Annotated in this window: 11 protein-coding genes; 7 read left to right on the top strand and 4 right to left on the bottom strand. The window is 73.3% G+C overall.

The features are described 5' to 3' along the window. Window positions 1–232: 232 nt before the first annotated feature. Entirely contained in the window at window positions 233–1,378 is a 1,146-nt protein-coding gene (locus ACWC5O_RS17845) for an aminoglycoside phosphotransferase family protein (RefSeq protein ID WP_450587638.1), read from the bottom strand. 309 nt (window positions 1,379–1,687) lie between these two features. Between ACWC5O_RS17845 and ACWC5O_RS17840 the strand changes: the two genes are divergently transcribed. Beyond that, window positions 1,688–3,181 (top strand): DNA-binding protein NsdB, encoded by a 1,494-nt coding sequence (locus tag ACWC5O_RS17840; protein WP_450587636.1) that lies wholly within the window; start codon window positions 1,688–1,690, stop codon window positions 3,179–3,181. 109 nt (window positions 3,182–3,290) lie between these two features. Here the strand turns inward: ACWC5O_RS17840 and ACWC5O_RS17835 are convergent, their stop codons facing one another. After that, a complete protein-coding gene (locus tag ACWC5O_RS17835; protein ID WP_450587634.1) occupies window positions 3,291–4,727 on the bottom strand; it encodes a PP2C family protein-serine/threonine phosphatase in 1,437 nt (478 codons plus the stop codon). Window positions 4,728–5,074: 347 nt separating this feature from the next. Between ACWC5O_RS17835 and ACWC5O_RS17830 the strand changes: the two genes are divergently transcribed. The 4 genes from ACWC5O_RS17830 (at window position 5,075) to ACWC5O_RS17815 (ending at window position 6,910) form a co-directional block, all read left to right on the top strand. Further along, window positions 5,075–5,488, top strand: coding sequence for an SsgA family sporulation/cell division regulator (locus tag ACWC5O_RS17830; protein WP_450587633.1), 414 nt, complete (start codon window positions 5,075–5,077; stop codon window positions 5,486–5,488). A gap of 166 nt (window positions 5,489–5,654) precedes the next feature. Continuing rightward, window positions 5,655–5,954, top strand: a complete 300-nt coding sequence (locus ACWC5O_RS17825) for an alkaline phosphatase family protein (protein ID WP_450587631.1) — start codon at window positions 5,655–5,657, stop codon at window positions 5,952–5,954. 27 nt (window positions 5,955–5,981) lie between these two features. Then, entirely contained in the window at window positions 5,982–6,710 is a 729-nt protein-coding gene (locus ACWC5O_RS17820; protein ID WP_450587747.1) for an alkaline phosphatase family protein, read from the top strand. Next, window positions 6,707–6,910, top strand: a complete 204-nt coding sequence (locus tag ACWC5O_RS17815; RefSeq protein ID WP_450587630.1) for a phospholipase domain-containing protein — start codon at window positions 6,707–6,709, stop codon at window positions 6,908–6,910. The genes ACWC5O_RS17820 and ACWC5O_RS17815 overlap by 4 nt, the downstream gene beginning before the upstream one ends. On the opposite strand, the gene ACWC5O_RS17810 is transcribed toward ACWC5O_RS17815, so the two are convergent. Both ACWC5O_RS17810 and ACWC5O_RS17805 read right to left on the bottom strand, forming a co-directional pair. Then, on the bottom strand, window positions 6,900–7,925 hold the full coding sequence (locus ACWC5O_RS17810) for a Gfo/Idh/MocA family protein (protein WP_450587628.1): 1,026 nt from the start codon (window positions 7,923–7,925) through the stop codon (window positions 6,900–6,902). The genes ACWC5O_RS17815 and ACWC5O_RS17810 overlap by 11 nt on opposite strands. Window positions 7,926–8,047: 122 nt before the next feature. Beyond that, window positions 8,048–9,142 (bottom strand): baeRF3 domain-containing protein, encoded by a 1,095-nt coding sequence (locus ACWC5O_RS17805; protein ID WP_450587627.1) that lies wholly within the window; start codon window positions 9,140–9,142, stop codon window positions 8,048–8,050. A 423-nt stretch (window positions 9,143–9,565) separates the two neighbouring features. On the opposite strand from ACWC5O_RS17805, the gene ACWC5O_RS17800 reads away from it, so the two are divergent. Next, window positions 9,566–11,290, top strand: coding sequence for a fatty acyl-AMP ligase (locus ACWC5O_RS17800; protein ID WP_450587625.1), 1,725 nt, complete (start codon window positions 9,566–9,568; stop codon window positions 11,288–11,290). 134 nt (window positions 11,291–11,424) lie between these two features. Beyond that, window positions 11,425–25,065: an SDR family NAD(P)-dependent oxidoreductase gene (locus tag ACWC5O_RS17795; protein WP_450587624.1), complete on the top strand. Its 13,641-nt coding sequence runs from the start codon at window positions 11,425–11,427 to the stop codon at window positions 25,063–25,065. The last annotated feature ends 19 nt before the right edge of the window (window positions 25,066–25,084 follow it).

Genomic DNA, 25,084 nt, shown 5'->3' with positions numbered 1-25,084 from the left:
CGGCTTGCCGACGATCCGTCAATGATGCCCTCAGGACTCTGATTTCCCACGTCACGAAGGGTTTCGGCGAGTTTCGCGGCGGCGGCGCACCGGGCCTGCGGGGCGTCAGTGGCGTACACCAGTGGCCGCCGCCCGCGGCTGGGTCTGTCCTTGCCGGACAGACCTGGGGCCTTACACACGAAGGTCCGCGGTGCGCCGCCGCTCTGGGCGCACCGCGGAGCCGTCGTCCCCGTCAGCGAGTGCCGACCGCCGCGCGCACGGCCCGGCGGGCCAGCTGGCAGTCGTCGTGCAGCCGCCTGAGCAGCAGCCGCTGTTCCTCGCCGGACGGCGCAGCACCCGGGTGGGCCGTGCCCGGTGCCGCCGGGGCCGTATCGTGCATCGAACGCTGCACGGCCGTCTCGTACGTACGGATCTCCCTCGTCAGCAGGAGCATCAGATTCACCAGGAAGGCGTCCCGGGAGGCCGGGCCCGCCGACTGGGCGATCTGGCTGATCTGACGCCGCGCCACAGGCGCGTCCCCGAGGACCAGCCACAGCGTCGCCAGGTCGTACCCCGGCAGATACCAGCCCGCGTGCTCCCAGTCCACCAGCACTGGACCGGCCGGTGAGAGCAGGATGTTCGAGAGCAGGGCGTCGCCGTGGCAGAACTGGCCCATCCCCTGGCGGCCCGCCGCGTGCGCGATGCCGCGCAGCAGCTTCTGCAGGTCCCCCAGGTCCCGGTCGGTCAGCAGGCCCAGTTCGTGGTACCGGGAGATGCGGGCCGCGTAGTCCAGGGGGGCGTCGAAGGTGCCCGCCGGGGGCCGCCAGGCGTTCAGCCGGCAGATCGCGCCGAGCGCCGCCCGGATGTCCGGCCGGGGCGGGGCCTCCAACGGATGCCGCTGGAGCGCCGCCACCCGGCCCGGCATGCGCTCGATCACCAGCGTGCAGTTGTCCGGATCCGCTGCGATCAGTCTCGGCACCCGCACCGGCGGGCGGTGCCGGACGAACGAGCGGTATGCGGCTATTTCGTGGCGGATCCGATCCGACCAGGCGGACGATTGGTCGAGGAGACACTTGGCCACGGCTGTGCTGCGTCCGGTCGTCCCGACCAGGAGTACGGAACGTCCGCTGCGGCGCAGCACCTGTACCGGAGCGAACTCCGGACAGATCCGGTGCACCGAGGCGATCGCGGTGCGCAACTGCGCACCCTGGGGACCGGACAGGTCGAGTCGCCCGCTGAGCGGCTGGGATCCGGGCTGTCCCGGAACGCGCCGCGGTCGGCCCGCGCCCAGCACGGGTGCTGCCGGCCGCGCCGCCGGGTCGAGGTACGGGCCGCCGCCCGCCGGGCGGGGACGCAGCGGCCGGGGCGGAGCGGACACGGAGGACGATGCTGCGTACATGGGAGATACAGATCCCTTCGTGTGCCTGCAATGCCTGCCTGTACATCCATGCTCAAAACCCCTGTGCGAAGTGGATACGCAATGCGGGTGCTTTGAGTTCATACGCCCACCCGACCCGGTCGCCCGGATGCACCCTGGGGAATGCACCCGTCACTGGGAGGGCGACCGGGGCCGGGGTGGCGCATTCCTACCTGACACCCGATGCCCAGTGGCACACCATCTGGCGCACCCTGGCGAACCGTGGCGAATAGTCGCCCGGCAACCTCCACGGGGCTACTGTCAACTCAGCCGAGAACCTGGGGGCTTGACGTGAGCGGACAACCCAACACCCGCCTTTCGGACCTGTTCGGCCTGGCCGGCTGGTCCAAGGGCGAACTCGCGAGGCTGGTCAACAAGCAGGCGGCGGCCATGGGCCACCCCCAGCTGTCGACCGACACCTCCCGGGTGCGGCGGTGGATCGACATGGGAGAGATCCCGCGCGATCCCGTACCGCGGGTGCTGGCGGCCCTGTTCACCGAGCGTCTCGGCCGTGTCGTGACCATCGAGGACCTCGGTCTGGTACGGCACGGGCGTACGGGGAAACGGCAGGGCGACGGGAATGCGGAACATCCCGACGGAGTGCCGTGGGCGCCCGAACGGACCGCCGCGGTCCTCACCGAATTCACGGGAATGGACCTCATGCTCAACCGACGCGGCTTGGTGGGCGCGGGTGCCGCGCTCGCCGCGGGATCCACACTCAGCAGCGCCATGTACGACTGGCTGCACGCCGACCCCACACTGAAGGCCGACGCCCCTGTCCTCGACGATCCCCTGCACGCCGACCCCGCTGGGTTCGACCGCTATGAGGCCGCCCCCATCGGGTCGCAGGAGATCGAGGAACTGGAGCGTTCGGTCGAGGTGTTCCGTGCCTGGGACGCCGCCCGTGGCGGCGGGCTCCAGCGCAAGGCGGTCGTGGGCCAGCTCAACGAGGTGGGCGGCATGCTCGCCTACCACCACCCACCCCATCTCCAGCGCCGCCTGTGGGGCGTCGCCGCCAACCTCGCCGTCCTCGCGGGCTGGATGTCGCACGACGTCGGCCTGGAGCCCACGGCCCAGAAGTACTTCGTCATCGCCGCCCACGCCGCCCGTGAGGGCGGTGACCGGCCGCGTGCCGGGGAGGCCCTGTCCCGGGCGGCCCGGCAGATGGTGCACCTCGGCCGGCCCGACGACGCGCTGGACCTGATGAAGCTCGCCCAGTCCGGTTCGGGGGAGCGCCTGCAGCCGCGTACGAAGGCGATGTTCCACACCATCGAGGCCTGGGCACAGGCGTCCATGGGCAAGGGCCAGGCGATGCGCCGCACGCTCGGACAGGCGGAGGACCTCTTCGTCTCCGACCGGCAGGACCTGGAGCCGCCGGACTGGATGCAGACCTTCAAGGACGAGGATCTGTACGGCATGCAGGCCCTCGCCTACCGCACTCTCGCGGAGTTCGACCCCGGTGCGGCCACGCACGCCCAGTACTACGCGGAGAAGGCCCTGGCCCTGCGTATCGACGGGCGGGAGCGGTCGAAGATCTTCGACCATCTCTCCATGGCCTCGGCCTGCTTCATCGCCGACGACCCGGAACAGGCCGACCGCTTCGCACGGCTGGCCCTGATGTCGATGGGTTCGAACTCGTCCCGTCGCACCTGGGACCGACTGCGGCAGATGTACCAGCTCACCGCCCAGTACGCCGAGTATCCGAAGATCCACGAACTGCGGGAGGAGATCAGGCTCGCCCTGCCGAAGCCGAGGGGCAGGGCCGACAACCGCGCACAGGCGTAGGGGCTGTGCGCTGCTCCCTATTCAGAAGGCCAGAAGGCCAGAAGACTGAGAAGGTCTTGAAGGTCGGCTGATCAGGTTCAGATCAGGTTCAGAACTCAGCTCGGTCGGCTCATGAAGTGACCTTGGCGACGAGCACACAGGCTTCGTCCTCGCGCTCGGCTCCGCCGAACTCCTCCACGACCGTCCGCACACATTCCTGCGCCGTGCGGGCCGCGTCGAAGCGTGGGGCGAGGTCGAGCAGGCGGTCCACGGCTGTGGTTCCGCCGTGCCCGGACACCAGCCCGTCGGTGTGCAGCAGGAGGAGATCGCCGGGCTCCAGGACCACTTCGGCCTGCCCGTAGGTGGCGCCCGTGGTGGCGCCGAGCAGGACGCCGTCCGGTGCGTTCAGCATGTGCCCCGTCCCGTCGCGGTACAGCAGCGGGGCGGGGTGTCCTGCCTGCGCCCACACCAGGGTGCGGGTCTCGGGCCGGTAGCGGCAGCACACGGTGCTGCCGAGGGCGGGCTGCACGGTGGCGTCGAGTAACTGGTTGAGCATGGTCAGGAGGGGGCCGGGCTGAGTGTCGGCCATGGCCATGCCGCGCACGGCACCCAGCAGCATCGCCATGCCGGAGGTGACGGCGACGCCGTGTCCGGTGAGATCGCCGACGCTGAGCAGGGTCGCGCCGTCGGACAGCTCCAGCGCGTCGTACCAGTCGCCGCCGATCAGGGCACTTGTGGCGGCCGGCAGATAGTGGGCGGCGAGGTCGAGGGTCTGTGGTCCCTGGTGCGGGAGCCGCAGGGAGCCGCGCCAGGGCGGCAGCACGGCTTCCTGCAGCTCGACCGCGAGCCGCTGCTCGGTGCGGGCCTGCCGCTGGTGGTGCTGGAGCGAGTCACGGGTCTCGCGCACCGTCCGCTGGCTGCGGCGCAGTTCACTGACGTCGCGCAGCACGGCCCACATCGAGGCGGTGCTGCCGTCGCCACCGAGCACGGGCTCGCCCATCATGTGCACGGTCCGCACGGAGGCGTCGGGCCGTACGACACGGAACTCGCCGTCGATCGGCCTGGCGTCGACCAGGCAGTCCGTCACCATCCGGGTCAGCTTCGCCCGGTCTTCCTCCAGGACCAGCGAAGGCAGTTCGTCCAGGGTGAGGGCGGGGCCGGCCGGGTCGAGGCCGAGGATCTGGTACAGCTCCCCGGACCAACTCGCCTCGTCCGTGAGCAGGTTCCACTCCGCGCTGCCGACACGGCTGAGCAGCGAGGCGCGCGGTGCGCCGACGGCCGCCGTGGGCCGGACGACCAGCGTCTCGGTGTGCTCGTCCGCCGGGGCGGGCTCCGGGCCGTCCCGCAGCTGGGCCAAGTGGGCGTCCAGATCCTCGAGTTGGTGCACTGCGAGGTCGTACAGCGCCCGCTGCCAGCGTTCCTCCGGGTCCGATCCGTCGTTCTGCGCGTCCCGCCGTACGGCGTCCACGTCGCCTTTGAGTCGCCGCGCCTGCGTGATCAACGCGTCGACCGAGCCGCGCCCGGGCGGCTGGGCGGCTGGGCGGTCCGCGGAGACTGGGGACGGCATGACGCACTCCGAAGGGGGATGGACGGCCAAGGGGGACGGAGGGACCGTTACGACTGTTGCACAGCCCGCGACGCCCTGTAAGGGATTTGGCAACACACGATACGGTGGTGCTTCCGACATATGCCAGAGTCTTCCCGGGCTGATCCGAGGGGGCGTATGGCGTACGCGCGAGCTGGTTCAAGTCGTAGGACTTCTACGTGCCTTGACCCATACCGTAGGGCTTCGCGGTCGTGCTCAGCCGCCTGTTCGACGCTCAGATGTTCCATGATGGCGGCGACCGGTCGATCCGCACCAACTCTGTCTGGATTTGGCGTCCTGTGACGGGCCTCCGCGGACTCCTTAATGGCATGGACATCTTCGTCGAGCAGACCGCCCACGCCCGTCTCATCACCGCCGAGGACCGGGAGGTCCCGGTGTCCGCCCTCCTGCGCTACGCGGCGGACGATCCACTGGCCGTCTTCGTGGACTTCCCGCCCGAGGCCACCCTGGAGGGAGACGAGGTCACCTGGACGTTCGCGCGCTCCCTGCTGGACCAGGGCCTGCGCGCCCCGGCCGGACACGGGGACGTACAGATATGGCCGTACGGCCGTACCCGGACGGTCCTCGAACTCCATTCGCCGTGCGGCCTCGCCCTGCTCCAGTTTCCCACCTCGGCGCTGCGCCGCTTCCTGCTGCACACCTACTCCCTGGTGCCGGCCGGGCAGGAGGACGTGGCGGCGGTCGTGGAGCGAGGTCTGAGCAGCCTGTTCGGCGGGGTGTGAGCCCCGGTCAGGGCCGGGGCCCCGACTTTGACCTCTATGCACTCATGCCTCACCGCACGGCAGTGGACCTCGACGATCACCGCGTGCACCCTGGCGCGCGGTGTGCCACAGGGGCACGCCGCTGACGAGGACGGGGCGAATGACACCGATCAGCCGAAGAGGCTTCGTGGGACTCGGCGCATCCGTGGCGGCAGGCGTGGTGCTGGACGCCGGCACCCTCCCCCAGAGCTCGAACGCGCTCGCTCTGGGAGGTACCCCCACCACGGCCGCGGCAGCGACCGCAGCGACCGGCACGATCAAGGACGTCCAGCACGTGGTCATCCTCATGCAGGAGAACCGCAGCTTCGACCACTACTTCGGGCGCCTGAAGGGTGTCCGTTGCTTCGACGACCGCAGCGGCATCACGCTGAGCGGCGGCTACCCGGTCTTCAACCAGCCGAACGGAACGGGCCGCCCATACCCGTGAAAGCTCAGCGCCACCCCGGCCGCCGCCATCAAGGCCGACGTCCTGGCGGGCACCCTCCCGCAGGTCTCCTGGGTGGTCCCCAACCAGGCCTTCTCCGAGCATCCGTACGCCCCGCCCGGCGACGGCGCCCACTTCGTCAACCTCGTCTACCAGGCCCTCGCCGCCGACCAGGACGTGTTCGAATCCACCGTCCTGTTCCTCAACTACGACGAGAACGACGGCTACTTCGACCACGTCCCGCCCCCGGCGCCGCCCGCCGGAACCGCGGGAGAGTTCCTCAACGGCGTGCCGTACGGCTTCGGCTTCCGCGTCCCGACGCTCGTCATCTCACCCTGGACCCGGGGTGGCTGGGTCTCCTCCGAGGTCTTCGAGCACACCTCGGTGCTGCGGTTCCTGGAGACCTGGACGGCGGCGATCGGCAGGCCCGCCACGTGCGCCAACATCAGCGACTGGCGGCGCAGGGTGAGCGGTGACCTGACCGGTGTCTTCGACTTCGCCAACCCGGTCCACGGCTCCGTCCCGCTGCCCGCGACGCGCGTCATCGGCATGGCCACCTGCGGCCCGCTGCCCAACGGTTGTAGTCGGCGTCGACCGGGCCGGCGTCATCGGGGTCATCCCGGTGTGGGGCCGTGTCACCGGTCCCGCGCCCGTCAGGGCGGATGCGACCTCGATGCCGCAGCCAGCGGTAGCCGAGGAGCGCGACGAGGTGTGAACCGCCGAGCACGCGAGTTCGGCTGTTCACGGCCGAGAAGGTGACCATCACCTCCAACCATGCCCGCGGCGCCGGTCCCTGGACCTACCCCGTCGCCGCGGGAGTCTCGGCGGAGGACTACTTCAACGCCGTCGCGTACCAGAACGGCTGGTACGACATCACGGTGACCGTCGACTCCGACGCGACCTGGTCGCGCCGGTTCACCGGGCACCTGGAGACCGGCGCCGCGAGCGTCAGAGGCTGACCTCGGCGTACAGGTCCGGGCGCGGGGCGAGCCCGACGGCCACCCGGCCGCCGGTCTCCAGCGCCCGGACTCCCGCCTCCGCGACGACGGAGGCCGCGTAGCCGTCCCAGACACTCGGGCCGGTGACCACGCCGCGCCGCGTGGCGTCGACCCAGGCCTGCACCTCGCGGTCGTAGGCGTCGGCGAAGCGGACGAGGTAGTCCTGCGCCACCTCCTCGGCGGCGCTGCCCCGGCGGGTGACCACCATGGTGTGCTCGTCGCCGATCCGGGCGCTGCCCGCCTCGCACACGGCCTCGCAGCGCACCTGGTAGCCGAAGCCGCAGTTGACGAAGACCTCCACGTCGACCAGGGCGCCGTGCTCGGTCTCGAACAGCACGAACTGCGGATCGATCAGGCCCTCGGGCGCACCCGCCGAGGACGCCGGGCGCAGCACGGTGACCGCCGTCAGCTCCTGCCCGAGCAGCCAGCGGGCCGCGTCGATCTCGTGCGCGACGGAGCTGTTGATCAGCATGGCGCTGGTGAAGTCGGGCGGTGCGGAGACGTTGCGGTGGGTGCAGTGCAGCATCAGCGGACGGCCGAGGCTGCCCCCGTCCAGCAGGGCCTTCAGCCGCCGGTACTCGGCGTCGTAGCGCCGCATGAAGCCGATCTGGGCCAGCCGGCGGCCGAGCCGCGCCTCCGCCTCCACCACCCGCAGCGCACCGGTGGAGTCCGGCACCATGGGCTTTTCGCACAGTACCGGCAGGCCGCGCCCGAAGGCCGCGAGCAGCGCCTCCTCGTGCGCGGGGCCGGGGGAGGCGATCAGCACGGCCGCCACGCCGGGCGCCTTCAGCGCGGCCACCGGGTCCGTGTGCACGGCGACGCCGTCCAGGCCGGCCACCGCCTCCTTCGCCCGCTCGCGATCGGGATCAGCCACGGCGGCCACTCTGGCGCCGCTCACCACCTCACCGAGGCGTCGTATGTGGTCGGCTCCCATGTGTCCGGCACCCAGTACGGCCACACCCAGCAGGTCACCCATGTGCGCGCTCCCTCTCGCCGACGATCACGCCGCAGCGTACGCGGCAGGGGGAGCGCTGCCTGGTGAGTGCCTTGGTGCAGCGGCCCCGGGGAATGCCTCGGTGCCGCTGCCGGCGGAGTTCCTCAGTACCGCAGCACCCCCGCGATGCCGTTCGCGTCGCCCAGCGTGCCGTCCGGGACGAAGCGCACGTCGGCGCCGGTCTCCAGACACAGCTCGACGATCTCGTCCACGATGTCGTCGCGGGAGTCCAGGTCACCGGGCTCGGCCGGGACGAGGTGGTCGCCCTGGTCGCGGACGGTCACGCGGTAGTTCTCCTCGACCGCGAGCAGCCGGACCCGGCCGTCCCGGGCGTTCTGCCACAGCTCGTCCACCCCGGCCGCGAAGGCCTTGCGCCCGCGTGCCGAGGTCAGTTCCCCGACGACGGAGGAGGTGTCCCTGCGGGCCTCCTCCTCCAGGACCGGCTTCAGGGCCTGCCACACAGCCTCCGGGCCGGCGTGGGCGAGGCCGCCGTGCGGGACCTGTACGGCGGATTTGGCGGCGCTGCCGACCTCGTCCAGCAGGGACAGGGCCGCCTGCTCGCCGGTGACGTACAGACGACGTGGCTGCTCGCGCAGCACCGTGCCCAGGGCGGTGTCCACCTCGCGCAGGAACTGACGCGTGCCCTCGTCGACATAGATGCTCGGCACGTCACCGATCTGCTCCCGGCGCTCGGCGTCGAAGTTCTCCCGGATGTGGATCAGCGGGAAGCCGCCGGAATGCTCCTCGACGACCCGGTCGTGGCCGCCGCTCCAAAGGGTCACGCGGTCGGCGGAGAGCGACAGTACCCAGAATGGCCGCTCGGCGGCCTGTGCGGAGACCAGATTGCGGGTGAGGAAGGTGTCCGAGAACACCACCCGCTCGGGGACGGTGCGGGCCAGGGACCAGACCTGGTGTTCACCCGGGGCGGCGAAGATCACCAGACCGTCCTCGGCGTGCGACAGGTCCACTTCCGTCAGTGCGCGGTCGAGCTGTGCCACGACGTCGGCGCGCCGCTCCCGGGTGATCGAGGGGTCGGAATCCAGCCGTTTCCTGGCCTCGGCCACCACGTTGCGCAGCCGAACCGGGTCCTGGCCGTTCTCGGGTTCGCGGCGGTGCGTCGGCGTCAGCACGGACACTGCCGGGTAAGGACGCGGGCGCCGCAGTTCGGCGAGGGTTGCGGGACTCAGTGCGTGCTCCATGACAGCACGATAGGGCGGATTCACCTGTCCGGCATGCGGGGTAATGGTACGATTTCAACTGTCTCTGTGTGATCAATCGAGCGCAGAGTGCAACGAGGGTCACGATGTGCACGACGTGCCGTGTCGCCGCGGCCTGTTCACGGATTCGTCACGGACCGTCAGTTCGGCCAACTCGCTTGGACACGAAGCGTTTACGTGCGTTCGACATGTCGGTCATTCGGACTGCTATGGTGCTACTCGTCGGTAGCAATCTGCTGCGGGGGGATCACTCGGTGCCATCTGACCCATGGTGCTCTGTGTAGAGGGGTCGAGTCCAACGACCCGGCAACGAGGCCGGGTTGAACCCGGCCCCGTGCGTCCGCCCGGCGCGACGCTCGAACTCCCTCTTCTTCACCACCTATCCAGACAGGTGAGACTCGTCCCATGGCAAGTTCCCTGGTCGATCCAGTGACCGCGCACGCCTCGAACCATCCGGAGCGCACCGCGTACCGCCACCTCGTCACCGGTGACTGCGACGGAGAGATCGAGGAACTCACCTACGGCCGGCTGGCCACCCGCTCCCGGGCCGTCGCCGCTGCGCTGCAGGAGCGCGGACTGGCCGGTTCGCGCGCCATGCTGCTGTACCCGCCCGGCCTGGAGTTCATCTGCGCCTACCTGGGCTGCCTGTCGGCCGGTGTGGTCGCCGTACCGGGCGTGCCCCCGCAGGGCCGCTCACAGAACCACCGAGCGCTGACCCGGATGAAGCGCCTGATGGCCGACGCCGACGCCAAGGTCATCCTGGGCGGCCGGGACGTGATCACCGCGCTCGACGGCATGGCCGGACACCTGCCCGAACTCGACGGGATCGCCCGTCTGGCCACCGAGGACATACCCGACGACGCGGCCGCCGCCTGGCGCGAACCCCAACTCACCGCGGATTCCGTGGCGTTCCTCCAGTACACCTCGGGCTCCACCTCCGCCCCGCGCGGTGTCGTGGTCACCCACGGCAACCTGCTGGACAACCAGCGGGTCATCACCGAGCGCATGGGTCACACACCCGAGGTGCTCGCCGCCCACGACCACGAACTGTTCGTCAGCTGGCTGCCGGTCTACCACGACATGGGACTCATCGGTCCCGTCCTGAACACGGTGTACCTCGGCGCCACCGCCACCCTGTTCTCGCCCCTGCACTTCCTCCAGCAGCCGGCCCGCTGGCTCACCGCCGTCAGCCGCTACCGCCCGCACACCAGCGGCGGCCCCAACTTCGGCTACGAGCTGTGCCTGAAGCACGCCGGCCCGGACCTGCTCGACGGCCTCGACCTCAGCTCGTGGAAGGTCGCCTTCAACGGGGCCGAACCGGTGCGCGCGGCCACGCTGCGCCGCTTCGCCGACACCTTCGGCCCCTCCGGGTTCCGCCGCGAGGCCCTCTACCCCTGCTACGGCCTGGCCGAGGCCACCCTGATGGTCACCGGCGGCACCGTGGACACCCCGCCGACGCTGCTCGCCGCCGCCGACGGCGCCCCGAACGCCGGCGAGGCCGACGCGGCTGCCGTCGGCTGCGGCCGGCCCGGCCCCGGCGTGACCGTGGCGATCGTCCACCCCGAGCGGCAGGAGGAGCTGCCCGAGGGCGAGATCGGCGAGATCTGGGTGGGCGGGGCGAGCGTCGCCAAGGGCTACTGGCGCAACGCCCTCGCCACGCGCGAGACGTTCCGCGCCCAACTCCCCGGCCACGAGGGCCGGTTCCTGCGCACCGGCGACCTCGGCCTCCAGCGGGACGGCGAACTCTTCGTCACCGGCCGCCTGAAGGACCTCATCGTCATCGACGGCCGCAACCACTACCCGCAGGACCTGGAGCTGACCGCCGAGCTGTCCCACCCGGCGCTGCGCCCCGGCTGCACCGCCGCGTTCTCCGTGGACACCGCGGCCGAGGGGGAACAGCCCGTCCTCGTCGCCGAGATCGCCCCGGACGACGCCGGCGAGTCCGAGAAGATCACCGATCTGATCCGCAGCACGGTCGGCGAGGCCCACGGCCTGTCCCTGCGCGACGTCGTCCTGGTGCAGCCCGGCACCATCCCCAAGACCTCCAGCGGGAAGATCCAGCGCCGCGCCACCCGGACGGCGTACCTCGACGGCACCCTCTCCGTGGTGACCGCGCCCGCTGCGGAGTGACACCGCCGCCTCCCGCGTGCCCGTCGGCGCGGGAGGCCCCTGCGGCCGTACGCCGCCTCCTTTCGCCGTACCGCGCACCTGTCGCCCGGTACGGAATCCAGCCTGAGCCCGAGTTCACGAGGACACCTGCCCAGATGCCTGCGAACGAGTCCCCGAAGCGCACCCCCGAGCCGTCCCTGACGACCTCCGAGGGCGTCCGGGCCTGGCTGGCATCGGCCGTCGCCGAGGCGGCCGGGACCGACCCGGCGGACGTCGACCCGAACCGGCCGCTCGCCGAGTTCGGCCTCGGATCACGCCAGTTGGTCACCCTGGCCGGCGAACTCGGCACGCTGACCGGCCGCCCTCTGGAACCGTCCCTGGTCTTCAACCACCCCACCATCGCCGCCGTCGCGCAGGCCGTCTTCGAACCGCAGCGGGCGAGAACGCCGTTGCCGGGTCCGGCCGTGGAGCGGACCGGCCCCGGCGACGACGTGGCGATCATCTCCATGGCCTGCCGCTTCCCCGGCGGCGCCGACGACCCCGAGGCCCTGTGGCGGCTGCTGACCACGGGCGAGGACGCCATCTCCGAGGTACCGGCGGGCCGTTGGGACACGGGTGGCCTGTACGACCCCGACCCCGAGGCGGCCGGCAAGGCCTACACCCTGCGTGGTGGCTTCCTCGACGGCGGCATCGACCGCTTCGACGCGGCCTTCTTCGGTATCTCCCCGCGCGAGGCCGCCGCCATGGATCCCCAGCAGCGGCTGCTCCTCCAGACCGCCTGGGAGGCGATCGAACGCGCCGGCATCCTCCCGGAGTCCCTGAACGGCAGCTCCACCGGTGTCTACCTCGGCCTGTACGACAGCGGCTACCTCGCCGCCGCCCCGCTCACCCAGCTCGACGGACACGTCGGCACCGGCTCGGCGGCCAGCGTGGCCTCCGGACGCATCGCCTACACCCTCGGCCTGCAGGGGCCGGCGGTGACGGTCGACACCGCCTGCTCGTCCTCGCTGGTCGCCCTGCACCTCGCGGCGCGCGCCCTGGCGAGCGGGGAGTGCGATCTCGCCCTGGCCGGCGGGGCCACCCTGCTGGTCACCCCGCGCGGGCACGTCGAGTTCAGCAGGCTGCGCGGGCTGTCCCCGTCCGGGCGGTGCAGCCCGTTCTCCGCCGACGCGGACGGCGTCGTCTGGGCCGAGGGCTGCGGTCTCGTCGTGCTCAAGCGGCTCGCGGACGCGCGCCGGGACGGCGACCGGATCCTGGCCGTCGTGAAGGGCTCGGCGATCAACCAGGACGGCCGCAGCCAGGGCCTCAGCGCCCCCAACGGCCCGGCTCAGGAACGGGTGGTGCGTGCCGCGCTGGACGCGGCCGGGCTCACCCCGCACGATCTCGACCACGTCGAAGCCCACGGCACCGGCACCCTACTCGGCGACCCCATCGAACTGCGGGCCCTGGCCAACGTTTTCGGCCCCGACCGCCCGGCCGACCACCCCCTCGGCATCGGCTCCCTGAAGTCCGCCATCGGCCACACCCAGGCGGCCGCGGGCATCGGCGGCGTCATCAAGACCGTGCTCGCACTCGGCCACGAGCACATGCCGGCCTCCCTGCACGCCGAGCGCCTCACCGACCAGATCGACTGGAGCGGCAGCGGGCTGCGCGTGCAGAGCGCCGGACAGGACTGGCCGCGCACCGCGGACAGGGTGCGCCGGGCCGGGATCAGCGCCTTCGGCATCAGCGGCACCAACGCCCACGTGGTCCTGGAGGAAGCACCGGAACCCGCCACCGCCGACACCCCCGCGCAGCAGCCCGCCCCCACGCTCTTCCCCCTCTCCGCCCGTAGCCTCCCCGCCCTGCACGGCCAGGCCGCCCGGCTGCTCGAGACCCTCGAAACACACCCGGAGCTGCCGCTCCCCGCGGTCGCCGCGACCCTCGCCCACCACCGCACCCACTTCGACCACCGGGCCGTCGTCCGGGCCTCCGACCGCACCCGGCTCCTCGACGCCCTGCGTGCCCTCGCCGGCGGACACCCCGACCCCGACCACACCACCGGCCCCCAGCGCACCGCCCCCGCCGGAAAGCTGGCCTTCGTCTTCCCCGGCCAGGGCAGCCAGTGGGCCGGCATGGCCCGCGACCTGCTGGACCGGGACCCCGTGTTCGCCGACGAGCTCGACCGCTGCGACGCGGCGCTGCGCCCGTTCACCGAGTGGTCCGTGGCAGCCGTGCTGCGCGGCGACGCAGGCGCCCCGTCCCTGGACCGCGTGGACGTCGTCCAGCCCGCCCTGTTCGCCGTGATGGTGTCGCTGGCCGCCGTGTGGCGCGCCCGGGGCGTCCGACCGGACGCCGTCATCGGGCACAGCCAGGGCGAGGTCGCCGCCGCCTGCGTCGCAGGCGCACTCAGCCTCAACGACGCGGCCGCCGTCGTCGCCCTGCGCAGCCAGGCCCTGACCGGCCTGTCCGGCACCGGCACCATGGCCGTGATCGCGCTGCCCCACGGCGAGGTCCGCGCCGAACTCGACGGATCCGTCTCGGTCGCCGCCGTCAACAGCGGCCGGGCGACCGTGGTCGCGGGCGCCGTCGAAGCGGTCGAAGCGCTGCTCGCCCGCCTCGAAGCGCGCCAGGTGTTCGTCCGCCGTCTCGACGTCGACTACGCCTCCCACAGCGCCCAGGTCGAACCGGTCCGCGAGCGGATCCTCGACGAACTCGACGGCGTGACCACCTACCCCACGGACACCGCCTGGTACTCCACGGTCACCGCCGAACCGGTCACCGAGGAACTGGAGGCCGGCTACTGGTACACCAACCTCCGCGAGACCGTCCGCTTCGCGCCCACCGTCGAGCGCATGCTCGCCGACGGCTACCGCCACTTCGTGGAACTGAGCCCCCACCCGGCCCTGCTCACCGCGCTGCGCACCGTCGGCGAGGACACCGGCCACGACCTGACCGCCGTCGGCTCGCTCGGCCGCGACGAGGACGGCCCCGCCTGCCTGGACCGGGCCGCCGCCGAACTCCACGTCCACGGACGGCGGATCGACTGGCGCCGCTCGGTTCCCGACGGCGACACGGCCGACCTGCCGACCTACGCCTGGGACGCGCAGCGCCACTGGATCGAACCGGAGACCGCCACCGGCGGCCCGGCCCTGTTCGACCGGGCCGCGCATCCGTTCCTCGGCATCCAGCTCCAGTCCGCCGACGAGACCCGCTGGACCTTCCGCAACGAGTGGTCCCCGGCCACCGCCGACTGGCTGCCCGACCACACCGTGTTCGGCCGTACCGTGGTCTCCGGCACCACCCTGATGGAGCTGTGCCGCGCCGCGCTCGCCGTGGCCCGCCCGGACGACGCGGCCGACGTCACCGACCTGCTCCTGCTCAGCCCCCTCGTCCTGCCCGGCACCGGCACGGTCGAGGTCTCCGTCGAGGTCGTCACCGGCGGTCCCGTACCCGAGATCACCGTGCACAGCCGCCCGCGCGGACAGGACGCCCCCGGCTGGACCCTGCACGCCACCGCCTGCGCGGCCGAGTCGGCCCCGCTCACCGCGGGCCGCCCCCCGGAGTGGCCCGACACCGCCGAAGAGGCCTGGACCGCGCAGACGTACGACCGCCTGTCCGGCCTCGGCCTCGGCTACGGGCCCGCCTTCCAGGGCGTACGGTCGGCGGTCACGACCGGCGACGGAGAGCTCCTCGCCCGCCTCTCCCTGCCCTCCACCGCCCGCGACACGGCCGACCCGTACCCGGTGCACCCGGCCCTGCTGGACGCCGCTCTGCACGTCACGGCCGCCTTCGGAGCGACCGGCGGACGCGCCCTGCTCCCGGTCGCCGTGGGCCGCTGCGTCCTGCCGTACGGCGGCGCGGGCGATCTGACCGCGCAGGTGCGGCGCACGAGCGAAGCCGACTCGGACCTCACCCTGGACGTCACACTGTGGGACGCCGACGGCCTGCCCGCCGGACGCCTGGAGGCCGTACGCCTGCGCGCCGCCGACCCGGCCGACCTCGACGCCGGCTCGGAGAACGCCCGGCACCTGTACGAGGTGGCCTGGACGGCCGTCACCGAGGAGCCGCCCGCCGCCGCTTCGGACCTCACCTGGGCCGTGGCCGGCGATCCGGCCGACCCGACGGCCGAGGCCGCTCTGCAGGGCCTCGCGCGTCGCGAGACGGGCGCCGACGTGGTCGTACGATTCTGGCCGCGCCCCGACGAACCGCTGTCCGGCGCACACGAGTTGGCGGCCACCGCGCTCGCCGAGCTGCAGCAGCTCCTCGCGCTCCCCGAGGACCAGGCGCCCGCCCGGACCGTGTGGGTGACCCGCGACGCGATCGCCGCGGCCGACGGCGACCCCGTCGCCGGACACGCCCAGTCGGTGCTGTGGGGGCTGGTCCGCAGCGCACGTGCCGAGCATCCGGACCTCGGACTGACGCTGCTGGACCTCGACGACGGCGACCCCGCGTCCGCGCTCAGGGCGGCAGTGGGCCTTGCCGACGAACCCGAACTCGCCCTTCGCGAAGGGACGTTGGTCGTACCCCGGCTGGTGCGCGCACGCCCCGACCGCCACGAGCAGGGTGCGGCCGACCACCTCCCCGCGGACGGGACCGTTCTGATCACCGGCGGCCTGGGCGCCGTCGGCCGGCACATCGCCCGCCTCTTCGCCCGACGAGGCGTTCCCCGACTCCTGTTGACGGCGCGCAGGGGTACCGAGGATCCCCGCGCGGCCGAGACGGTCGCCGAGCTGGCCGCGCTCGGCGCCGAGGCCGAGGTCGTCGCCTGCGAGGTCACCGACCCGGCCGCCGTCGCCGACGTACTCGCCCGCGCCGGCGAGGAGTTGCCCCTGCGCGGTGTCGTGCACTGTGCCGGGATCCTCGACGACGGGGTGGTCGCCGAGCTGACGCCCGAGCGGCTGGCGCGGGTACTGGGACCCAAGGTCGACGGAGCCCTCCACCTGCACCGGCTCACCGCCGACACCCCTCTGGACCTGTTCCTGCTGGTGTCCTCGGCCGCCGGTGTCGTGGGCAACGCGGGTCAGGGCAACTACGCGGCCGCCAACGCCTTCCTCGACCAACTCGCCCACCACCGGCGGGCTCTGGGCCTGCCCGGCAGTTCGATCTCCTTCGGTGCCTGGGCCGGTGAGGGCCTCGCCGCGGCCCACGCCGACCTGGACCGCATGGCCCGGCTCGGCCACCGGGCGCTCACCCCGGAGCAGGGCCGCGACCTCGTGGCGCTGTCCCTGCGGCGCACCGCCCCGCACCTGGTGGCCTGGGCCCTCGACCTGCCCCGCCTGCGCGCGTCGGACGCCGCCGGCACGGCCCTGTGGCGCTCGCTGCTGCCCGCGCCGCGCAGCACCGGGGGAGACGCCCTCGCCGACCGCCTGGCCCGGCTGCCCGAGCCCGAGCGGGCCGAGCGCGTCCTCGCCCTGGTCCGTGACGAGGCCTCCCGCGCCCTCGGCCTGCGCTCGGCCGAGTCCGTGCGCCCCGACCAGCCGCTGCGCGACCTCGGCATGGACTCCGTCACCGCCGTCGAACTGCGCAACCGCATCGGGGCCCGCCTGGGCACCCGCCTGCCCGCCACCCTCCTCTTCGACCACCCCACCGCCGACCGGCTCACCGGGTACCTGCTGGCCACCGTGCTGGGGCGCACGTCACGCAAGGAACAGCGGGCTCGGACGACCGCGCCCGCCGGCGACGAACCGATCGCCATCGTGGCGATGGCCTGCCGGCTGCCCGGATCGGTGAGCGACCCGGACGACCTGTGGCGGCTGGTCGCCGAAGGCCGGGACGCGGTCGGCCCGTTCCCGGCCGGACGCTGGGACGTGGAGGCGCTCTACGACCCCGACCCGGACGCCCTCGGCAAGTCCTATGCCCGCGAAGGCGGCTTCCTGGACGACATCGAGTCCTTCGACGCCGGGTTCTTCGGCATCACCCCGAAGGAGGCCGCCGCCATGGACCCCCAGCAGCGGCTGCTGCTGGAGACGGCCTGGGAGGCGCTGGAACGCGCCGGAATCGTGCCCGCCCGGCTCGCGGGCAGCACCACCGGCGTGTACGTCGGCATGTTCGGCAGCGACTACCTGGCGGGCTCCCGCCTCGACCAGCTCGACGGCTACGTCGGCACCGGCTCGGCACTCAGCGTCGCCTCCGGCCGGCTGGCGTACGCGCTCGGCCTGCACGGCCCGGCCCTGACCGTGGACACGGCCTGCTCGTCCTCCCTGGTGGCGACGCACCTGGCCGCACAGGCCCTGCGCGCCGGGGAGTGCGACCTGGCCCTGGCCGGCGGGGTGACGCTCATGGTGACCCCGCAGACCTTCGTGGAGTTCAGCCGCCTGCGCGGCCTGTCCCCGACCGGCCGCTGCCGCTCCTTCTCCGACGCCGCCGACGGCGCGATCTGGGCCGAGGGCGCGGGCATGCTCGTCCTCAAGCGGCTGAGCGACGCCGAGCGGGACGGCGACGAGGTGCTCGCCGTGCTGCGCGGCACGGCCGTCAACCAGGACGGCCGCAGCCAGGGCCTGTCCGCGCCCAACGGCCCGGCCCAGGAGCAGGTGATCCGCCGCGCCCTGGAGCTGTCCGGGCTGGCACCCGCCGACCTCGACCACATCGAGGCCCACGGGACCGGGACCACGCTCGGCGACCCGATCGAGGCCAACGCCCTGGCCGAGGTCTTCGCCGGCTCCCGCCCCCAGGACCGCCCGCTGTACCTGGGTTCGCTGAAGTCCAACATCGGCCATGCGCAGGCTGCTTCGGGTGTCGCCGGGCTGATCAAGGTCGTGCAGTCGCTACGCCACCAGACCCTGCCCCGCACCCTGCACGCCGGCACGCCGAGCCGGCACGTCGAGTGGGACGGCAGCGGGCTCCGGCTGCTCCAGGAACCGGTCGCCTGGCCGGCGACGGGGGAGCGGGTGCGGCGGGCCGGGGTCAGCGCCTTCGGCATCAGCGGCACCAACGCCCACGTCATCGTGGAGGAAGCCCCCGCCCGGCCGCGACAGGACCCGGAACTCCCGGACGGGAAGCGGCTGTTCCTGCTCTCCGGGCGCAGTGAGGCCGGGCTGCGCGGGCAGGCGGCCCGGCTCGCCCGGTACGTCACCCCCGACACCGCCCTCCCGGACGTCGCCCACACTCTGGCCAGGCACCGCAGCCACTTCGAGTGGCGCACCGCGGTCGTCGCCGGCGACCGGGACGAACTGCTCTCCTCCCTGAAGGCGCTCGGCGGCGGACGCAAGCCCGTGCCCGCGCCCCGCGAGGACCAGACCGGCAAGGTCGCCTTCGTCTTCGCCGGACACGGCGGTCAATGGACCGGCATGGGCCTGGAGTTGCTGTCCCAGTCCGAGGCCTTCCGGGCGGAGCTGACCCGCATCGACGCCGCCGTCGAGCGGCAGGCCGGCTGGTCGGTGCTCAACGTGCTGCGCGCACCCGAGGAGTTCTCCCCGCTCGACCGCACCGAATACCTCCAGCCGGTCCTGTTCGCCGTCAACGCCGCCCTGGCCGCCGCCTGGCGGGAACTCGGCGTCACCCCGGACGCGGTCGTCGGACACAGCCTGGGCGAGATCGCCGCCGCGTACAGCGCGGGCGCCCTCACGCTGGACGACGCCGTCACCGCCGTCACCGGACGGGCCGCCGCGGTCGTCCCGCTCGTCGGACAGGGCGGCATGCTCGCCGTGGAGCTGCCGCTCGGCGACGTCGAGGAGCTGCTGGAGCCCTACGCCGGCCGACTCTTCGTCGGAGCCGTCAACAGCCCCGGCGCCACCGCCGTCTCCGGCGACGCGGACGCGCTCGCCGCACTCCGTCGCCAACTGGAGGAGCGGGGTGTCCCCACGCGCGTCCTGTCGACGCCGTTCGCCTCGCACACCCCGCTCATGGAACCGCTGCGCGCGGAACTCCTCGACCGCTTCTCCGGTATACGGGGTACCCGCACACCGACCCCGCTCTACTCGTCGGTGCTCGCCGAACCGGTCACCGGGGAAGGCCTGGACGCCGCCTACTGGTTCGACAACCTGCGCCACCCGGTCCGCTTCGCCGACACCGTCCGCCGCATGCTGGACGACGGCTACCGCTACTTCGTGGAACTCAGCCCGCACCCCTCGCTCACCGCGGCGATCGAGGCCGTAGCGGCCGAGGCCGGGATCGGCGCGGTGGGCATCGGCTCACTGCTCCGCGGCCGGGACAGTCAGGACGTACTGCTCTGCAGGCTGGGGGAGTTGTACGAGGCCGGACACACGCCCGACTGGACGGCCCTTTTCCCGCACGGCCGCCGCGCCGACCTGCCGACCTACGCCTTCGCCCGCGAACGCCACTGGCTCGCCCCCGTCCAGGACACCTCCACCGGCGGCTCGCCGCTGCTCGGCACCCACGTCCAGGCCAGCGACGAACCCGGCCGGGACCTCTTCCAGAGCGAGATCGACCTGAACGACAGCCGCTTCGCCTACCTGACCGACCACCAGGTCACGGGCGAGGTGTGGCTGCCGGGCGCCGCCTTCCTGGACATGGCGCTGGAGGCCGCGACCACGCTCGCCGACGGCGACGAGGTGCAGCTGGCCGACGTCCGGTTCGTCCAGCCGCTGCGACTGGACGCCGGCCGGCCCGTACGGCTGCAACTGGTGCTGCGGCCCGCGGAGGACGGCTTCCGGGAGTTCTCCGTCGCCTCGACCGTCGCCGGTGCGCGACAGCCGCGGTGGGAGCGGCACGTGACGGGGCGCATCGCCCTCACTCCGGAGCCGGTGGCGGAGGCCGTCATGGAACTCGCCGCGCTGCGTGAGCGCTGCGCCGAGCGGGTCGACCTGCCCGCCGTCTACGCCGGTCTCGCCGCCCTCGGCATCGACTACGGCCCCGCCTTCCGGGGCCTGGCCGAGGGTCACCGGGACGGCGGAACGACAGCGGTGGCCCGCCTGGCCGCCCGGCCCGCCGCCGGTCACCTCCTGCACCCGGCCACGCTCGACGCCTCCTTCCACACGGCCGCGCTGCCCGCGGCCGCCCCGCAGGGCCGGGCGTTCGTGCCCGCCGGTGCCGGACACGTACGGTTCACCGGCCTGCGCACCGCACCCGCCTGGGTGAGCTGTGACCTGCGCGCGGTGGACGGCGACACCGCCCTACTCGACCTGCGCCTGTGGGACGACGACGGCCAACTCGTCCTCGCGGCCGACGAGTTCCGGCTCGCCGCGCTCTCCCCGCTGGACGGGGCACTCTTCGAGACGCGCTGGCAGCCCCGCCCCGCGGCACAGGAGCCGCCCGCCGGGGGCAGCTGGCTCGTCCTCGCCGACGAGACCGGGGTTGCCGACGAACTCACGTACCGGCTCGGCGACTTGGCGCCGCACGTCGTCGCCCGCCGGGGCACCGCGTACGGCGTCGAAGGCCCCGGTCGCTACGTCCTCGACCCGGCCGACCCCGCCCAGTGGGCCCGGCTCCTGGACGAGGCCTTCGCGGACGCGCCGCCCGAGCGGGTGGTCCAGCTGTCCGCGCTCGACGCCCCGCCGGTGTTCGACGGCCGCGGCGCCGAGGAGGCCGCCCGGCTCTGCTGCCTGGCCACCCTGCACCTGGTGCGGGCCCTCACCGAGCGCGAGCGGCCCAAGGGCCGGGCACCGCGCCTGTTCGTCGTCGTACGCGGCAGCCAGGCCGCCGGTGACAGCACCGAGGTGACCCAGCCGCAGCAGGCCCTCGCCTGGGGCTTCGGCCTCGCCGTGGCCCAGGAGCACCCGGAACTCGCCACCACGCTGGTCGACCTGCCCGCCGACGGCGGAGCCGAGGCGCTGTGGACCCAGTTGTGGCACGCCGACGACGAGCGCCTCGTCGCGCTGCGCGACACCGGCCGGCTCGTCCCGCGCCTGGCCCGTACCCGCCCCGACGAAGGCGGCCACCCCGAGCTGCCGGACGGCGTGCACCTGATCACCGGTGGCCTGGGCGGCCTCGGCCGTGTCGTCGCCGAACGGCTGGTGCGCCGGGGCGCCCGGCGGCTCGCCCTGCTGAGCCGCGGCACGCCCGGCACGGCCGCCACCGCCTGGATCCGGGGCCTCGAACAGCGGGGCGTCACCGTGCACCTCGTCCGCGCCGACGTCGCCGACCGCGCCGGACTCACCGCCGCCCTGGACGCCCTGCGCCACGAGGCCGGTCCGGTCGCCACCGTGGTCCACGCCGCCGGCGTCCTGGACGACGCCACCCTGGCGAACCTCACCGAGGAGCACGTCCGGCGCGTCCTCGCGCCCAAGGTGCTCGGCACCGCCCTGCTCACCGAACTGGTCCCGGAGGCCGGGAACCTGGTTCTGTTCGCCTCGGCGGCGGGTCTGCTGGGTTCGGCCGGGCAGAGCCCGTACTCGGCGGCCAACGCCTTCCTCGACGCCTGGGCGCACCACCTCTCCCGGACCGGGCGCCGGGCGCTGAGCCTGGACTGGGGTGCCTGGGCGGGCGTCGGCATGGTCGCCGAGTCCGGCACCCGGGCCGCCGAGACCAGCCGCTCCGGCCTGGTCGCCTTCTCCCCGCAGGACGGCGGCGAACTGTTCGAGCGGGTGCTGACCACCGCCCGCCGCCAGCTCGCCCCGATCGCCCTCGACTGGGAGCTGCTGGCCCTCGACCCGGACGCGGTACGCAGCCGCCCGCTGCTCGCCGACCTGGTGTCCGCCCCGGCCGGTGGCAAAGACACCGACGACCTGGTCAACAAGGTGTTCGCGGCCGCCCCCGGGCAGGAGCGCGCCGAGTGGCTCGAGACCTACGTACGGGCCCGGGTCGGCGAGGTCTCCGGCGGTGCGGTGGACGTGTTCGCCACCACGGCCCTGAAGGAGCTGGGCCTGGACTCGCTGATGCTGGTCCGGCTGCGCAACGCGTTCGCCCGTGAGCTGGGCGTCGAGCTCCCGGCCGCCGACGTGTTCTCCGCCGCCGACATCCGCGGCCTCGCCCGCACCCTCGGCGAGGCACTGCCCGAGCGGGCCGTCCCTGCCGAGCGGGCCGCCTCCGCCGAGGGGGCCGACAGCTCACCCGCGCAGGACGTGCCCGAGACCGAACTGCGGCCCGCGACCCGGGATGTCGTACGGCTCCTGCGCAGCGCGCAGCCGGACATGCCCGACGCGGCCCACGGCGTCGGCCTGGCCGTACGGCTCACCACACCGACCACCCGGGAAGCCCTCACCGGCATCCTGGACCGGCTCGCCGCCCGCCACGCCGCCCTGCGCACCGCCGTCGTGACCGGCGGTGAGGGCGGCCGGCAGCTGCGGGTGGACCGTCAGCCGCCCACGCCGCTCCTGCGGTGGACCGAGGCCACGGAGGTGGACGCGGCCGAGCGGCTGCGGCTGCTCCTCGAGCCGCCGTTCGACCTGGCCGTTCCGCCGCTGTGGCGGTTCGAACTCGCCGACGGCGGCCCGCAGGGCCAGATCCTCGTGTTCGGCGCCCATCACGCGGTCAGCGACCTGCAGTCCCTGCTCCTCGTGGCCGCGGAGGTCGACGCCGAGCTCTCCGGCACCCCGCTGGACGGCACCGTCACCAACCGGGACATTGACCTGCTGATCGAGGCCCAGCGAGGCGGCGGCGACGGCCCCGGCGAGGACTGGCGCGCGGCCTTCGAGGGCAGCGAACGGCTCGACCTGACTCTGGCCCGGCCGCGCCCGGAGACCCGCTCCTACCGGTCCGGCAGCGTCACCGTGACCGTCCCAGACGGTCTCATGGAGCGGATCTCGGCCGCCGCGAGCGCCCTGACCGTCACCCCCGCCGCGTTCTGCCTCGGCACCCTCACCGTGCTGCTGGCCAGGAAGCGGGAGCGGGAGCGGTTCGCGCTCGCCGTGCCCGTGGACACCCGCATCCACGCCGAGGCGTACGGCGCGGTGGGCTTCTTCGGTGTCCCCGTGCCCTTCCCCGCCCAGGCGGCCGCGGGAGAGCGGGTCTCGGACGTGCTGGTCCGCACCGACCAGCGCCTGCAGCGGATCCTGGCGAAGGGCGCCATGTTCTCCGACGTCCTCGCCACGCTCGCCCGGCAGGGCCTGCACCGCGCCAACGCACCGCTCGTCGAGGTCTACTTCAACTACGTCCGCTTCTCGGGCCGGTTGACCAACCTCGAAGTGCTGCCCGCCGGCGTCGGCCACACCGACCTCGACCTGATGATCACCATGACCCCGGACACGGGCACCGTCCGCCTCGACCACAACCTCGACATCCTGGACGCGGACACCGCGACCGAACTCGGCGAGGAGTTCCTGAAGGTGCTCGCGGAGACCGCCGAGGACGCGACCGAGGTCGTACGCGAGAGCGCGACGGCCGTTCGGCCGACGCCGGTCGAGGGACCGCGTCTCGCCCTCGCCGCCACCTTCGCCCTCGGCAACCTGCCCCTGATGTGCGAGACGGCGCTGGAGGACGAGCGGGCGACGGTCGCCGAAGCGCCGTACCACCAGGTGCTCGCCGCCCTCCAGGACCCGTCCGGCGTCCTCGCCGACCCGGCCACCACAGTGGGCGTCGTCCTGCTGCGGGCCACCGACCTGGAGCGGTTCGGACCGGTGGACGACACGGTCCTCGCCGAACTGCGCGGCGCCTACCCGGCCGCGCTGAAGTCCCTCGCCGAACGCACCCGCAGGCCGCTCGTCGTCGGCGTCCTGCCGACCGCCCGGGCCGATGACCGCCTCCTCGACTGGGAGCGCGGGATCGCCGCCGACCTGGCCGAACTGCCCGGCATCGCGGTGCTCGGCCCCGACGAGTGGACCCGGCACCACACCGTCGAGGACCGCTTCGACCAGCGCACCGAGCGCCTCGCCCACCTGCCCTTCACCCCGGCCTTCCAGGCAGCCGTGGCGCTGCGTCTGGCCGAGGTGGTACGGGCCGTACGGCGGCCCGCACCCAAGGTGATCGCCGTCGACGGCGACGAGACCCTGTGGGGCGGAGTGGCGGGCGAGGCAGGTCCCGAGGCGGTCGACCTCACCGGCCCCCGCGCCCGGCTCGCCCGCAGGCTGCTGCGGTGGCGGGAAGCGGGCGCGCTGCTGGCGCTGGTCAGCAACAACGACGAGGCCACGGTCCGGGCCGTCCTCGACCGGCCCGACAGCCTGCTGAAAGCCGAGCACTTCAGTGTGGTCTCCGCCGCCTGGAACCCCAAGCCGGACCGCCTCGCCGAGGCGGCCCGCACCCTCAACCTCGGCCTGGACAGCTTCCTGTTCCTCGACGACAACCCGGCCGAGATCGCCAGGATGCGCGCGGCGCACCCGCAGACGCTGTCCGTGACCTGCCCGCCGGCCGCCGAACTCGACGCGTTCGTGGACCGGTTGTGGCCCCTCGTCCCGGTCGCGGCGACCGCCGAGGACGCCCTGCGGGCCCGGTTCTACGCACAGGAGCGCGAGCGGGACGCCGTCCGCGAGGGCGCCGGGTTCGAGGAGTTCCTCGCCCAGCTGAACCTCGAGGTCGGCATCCGCGAGCTGGCGGACGTGGACGTCGAGCGGGGCGAACAACTCGTCCGCCGCACGAACCAGTTCACCCTGCGCGCCCGGTCCGCCGACGGCGGCGACCTCGCCCGGTGGCGCGAACAGGGCGAGGTGTGGACGGCGGCGGCCCGGGACCGGTTCGGCGACTACGGTCAGATCGCGCTGCTCGCGGTCCACGCAGACGGGGACCAACTCGACGTGCTCGCCTGGCTGATGAGCTGCCGCGCCCTTGGCCGGGGCGTCGAGGAACGGCTGCTCGGCTGGCTCGCCGACCGGGCCGAACAGCTGGGCTGCACCAAGGTCCGGCTCGCCGCGGAGCGCACCCCGCGCAACGCCCCCGCCCGCCGGCTGCTGGCCGCGCTCGGCGGCGGCGACCCGGACGACGAACGGCTGGACGTCGTGACCACACCCGAACACCTGCGGGCCTTCCGCTCCTGGGAGCAGCGGTGAAGAACAAGACCGAGCACAA

It is taken from the genome of Streptomyces sp. NPDC001450, assembly GCF_053597295.1.
The sequence above is the reverse complement of the archived record's forward strand: the minus strand, read 5'-3'. Positions and strand labels throughout refer to the sequence as shown.

Bases quoted from the DNA above. Each gene is read 5' to 3' on its own strand.
- ACWC5O_RS17835 (WP_450587634.1), bottom strand. From the start codon at position 4,727: ATGCCGTCCCCAGTCTCCGCGGACCGCCCAGCCGCCCAGCCGCCCGGG.
- ACWC5O_RS17800 (WP_450587625.1), top strand. From the start codon at position 9,566: ATGGCAAGTTCCCTGGTCGATCCAGTGACCGCGCACGCCTCGAACCAT.
- ACWC5O_RS17845 (WP_450587638.1), bottom strand. From the start codon at position 1,378: ATGTACGCAGCATCGTCCTCCGTGTCCGCTCCGCCCCGGCCGCTGCGT.
- ACWC5O_RS17805 (WP_450587627.1), bottom strand. From the start codon at position 9,142: ATGGAGCACGCACTGAGTCCCGCAACCCTCGCCGAACTGCGGCGCCCG.
- ACWC5O_RS17810 (WP_450587628.1), bottom strand. From the start codon at position 7,925: ATGGGTGACCTGCTGGGTGTGGCCGTACTGGGTGCCGGACACATGGGA.
- ACWC5O_RS17830 (WP_450587633.1), top strand. From the start codon at position 5,075: ATGGACATCTTCGTCGAGCAGACCGCCCACGCCCGTCTCATCACCGCC.
- ACWC5O_RS17795 (WP_450587624.1), top strand. From the start codon at position 11,425: ATGCCTGCGAACGAGTCCCCGAAGCGCACCCCCGAGCCGTCCCTGACG.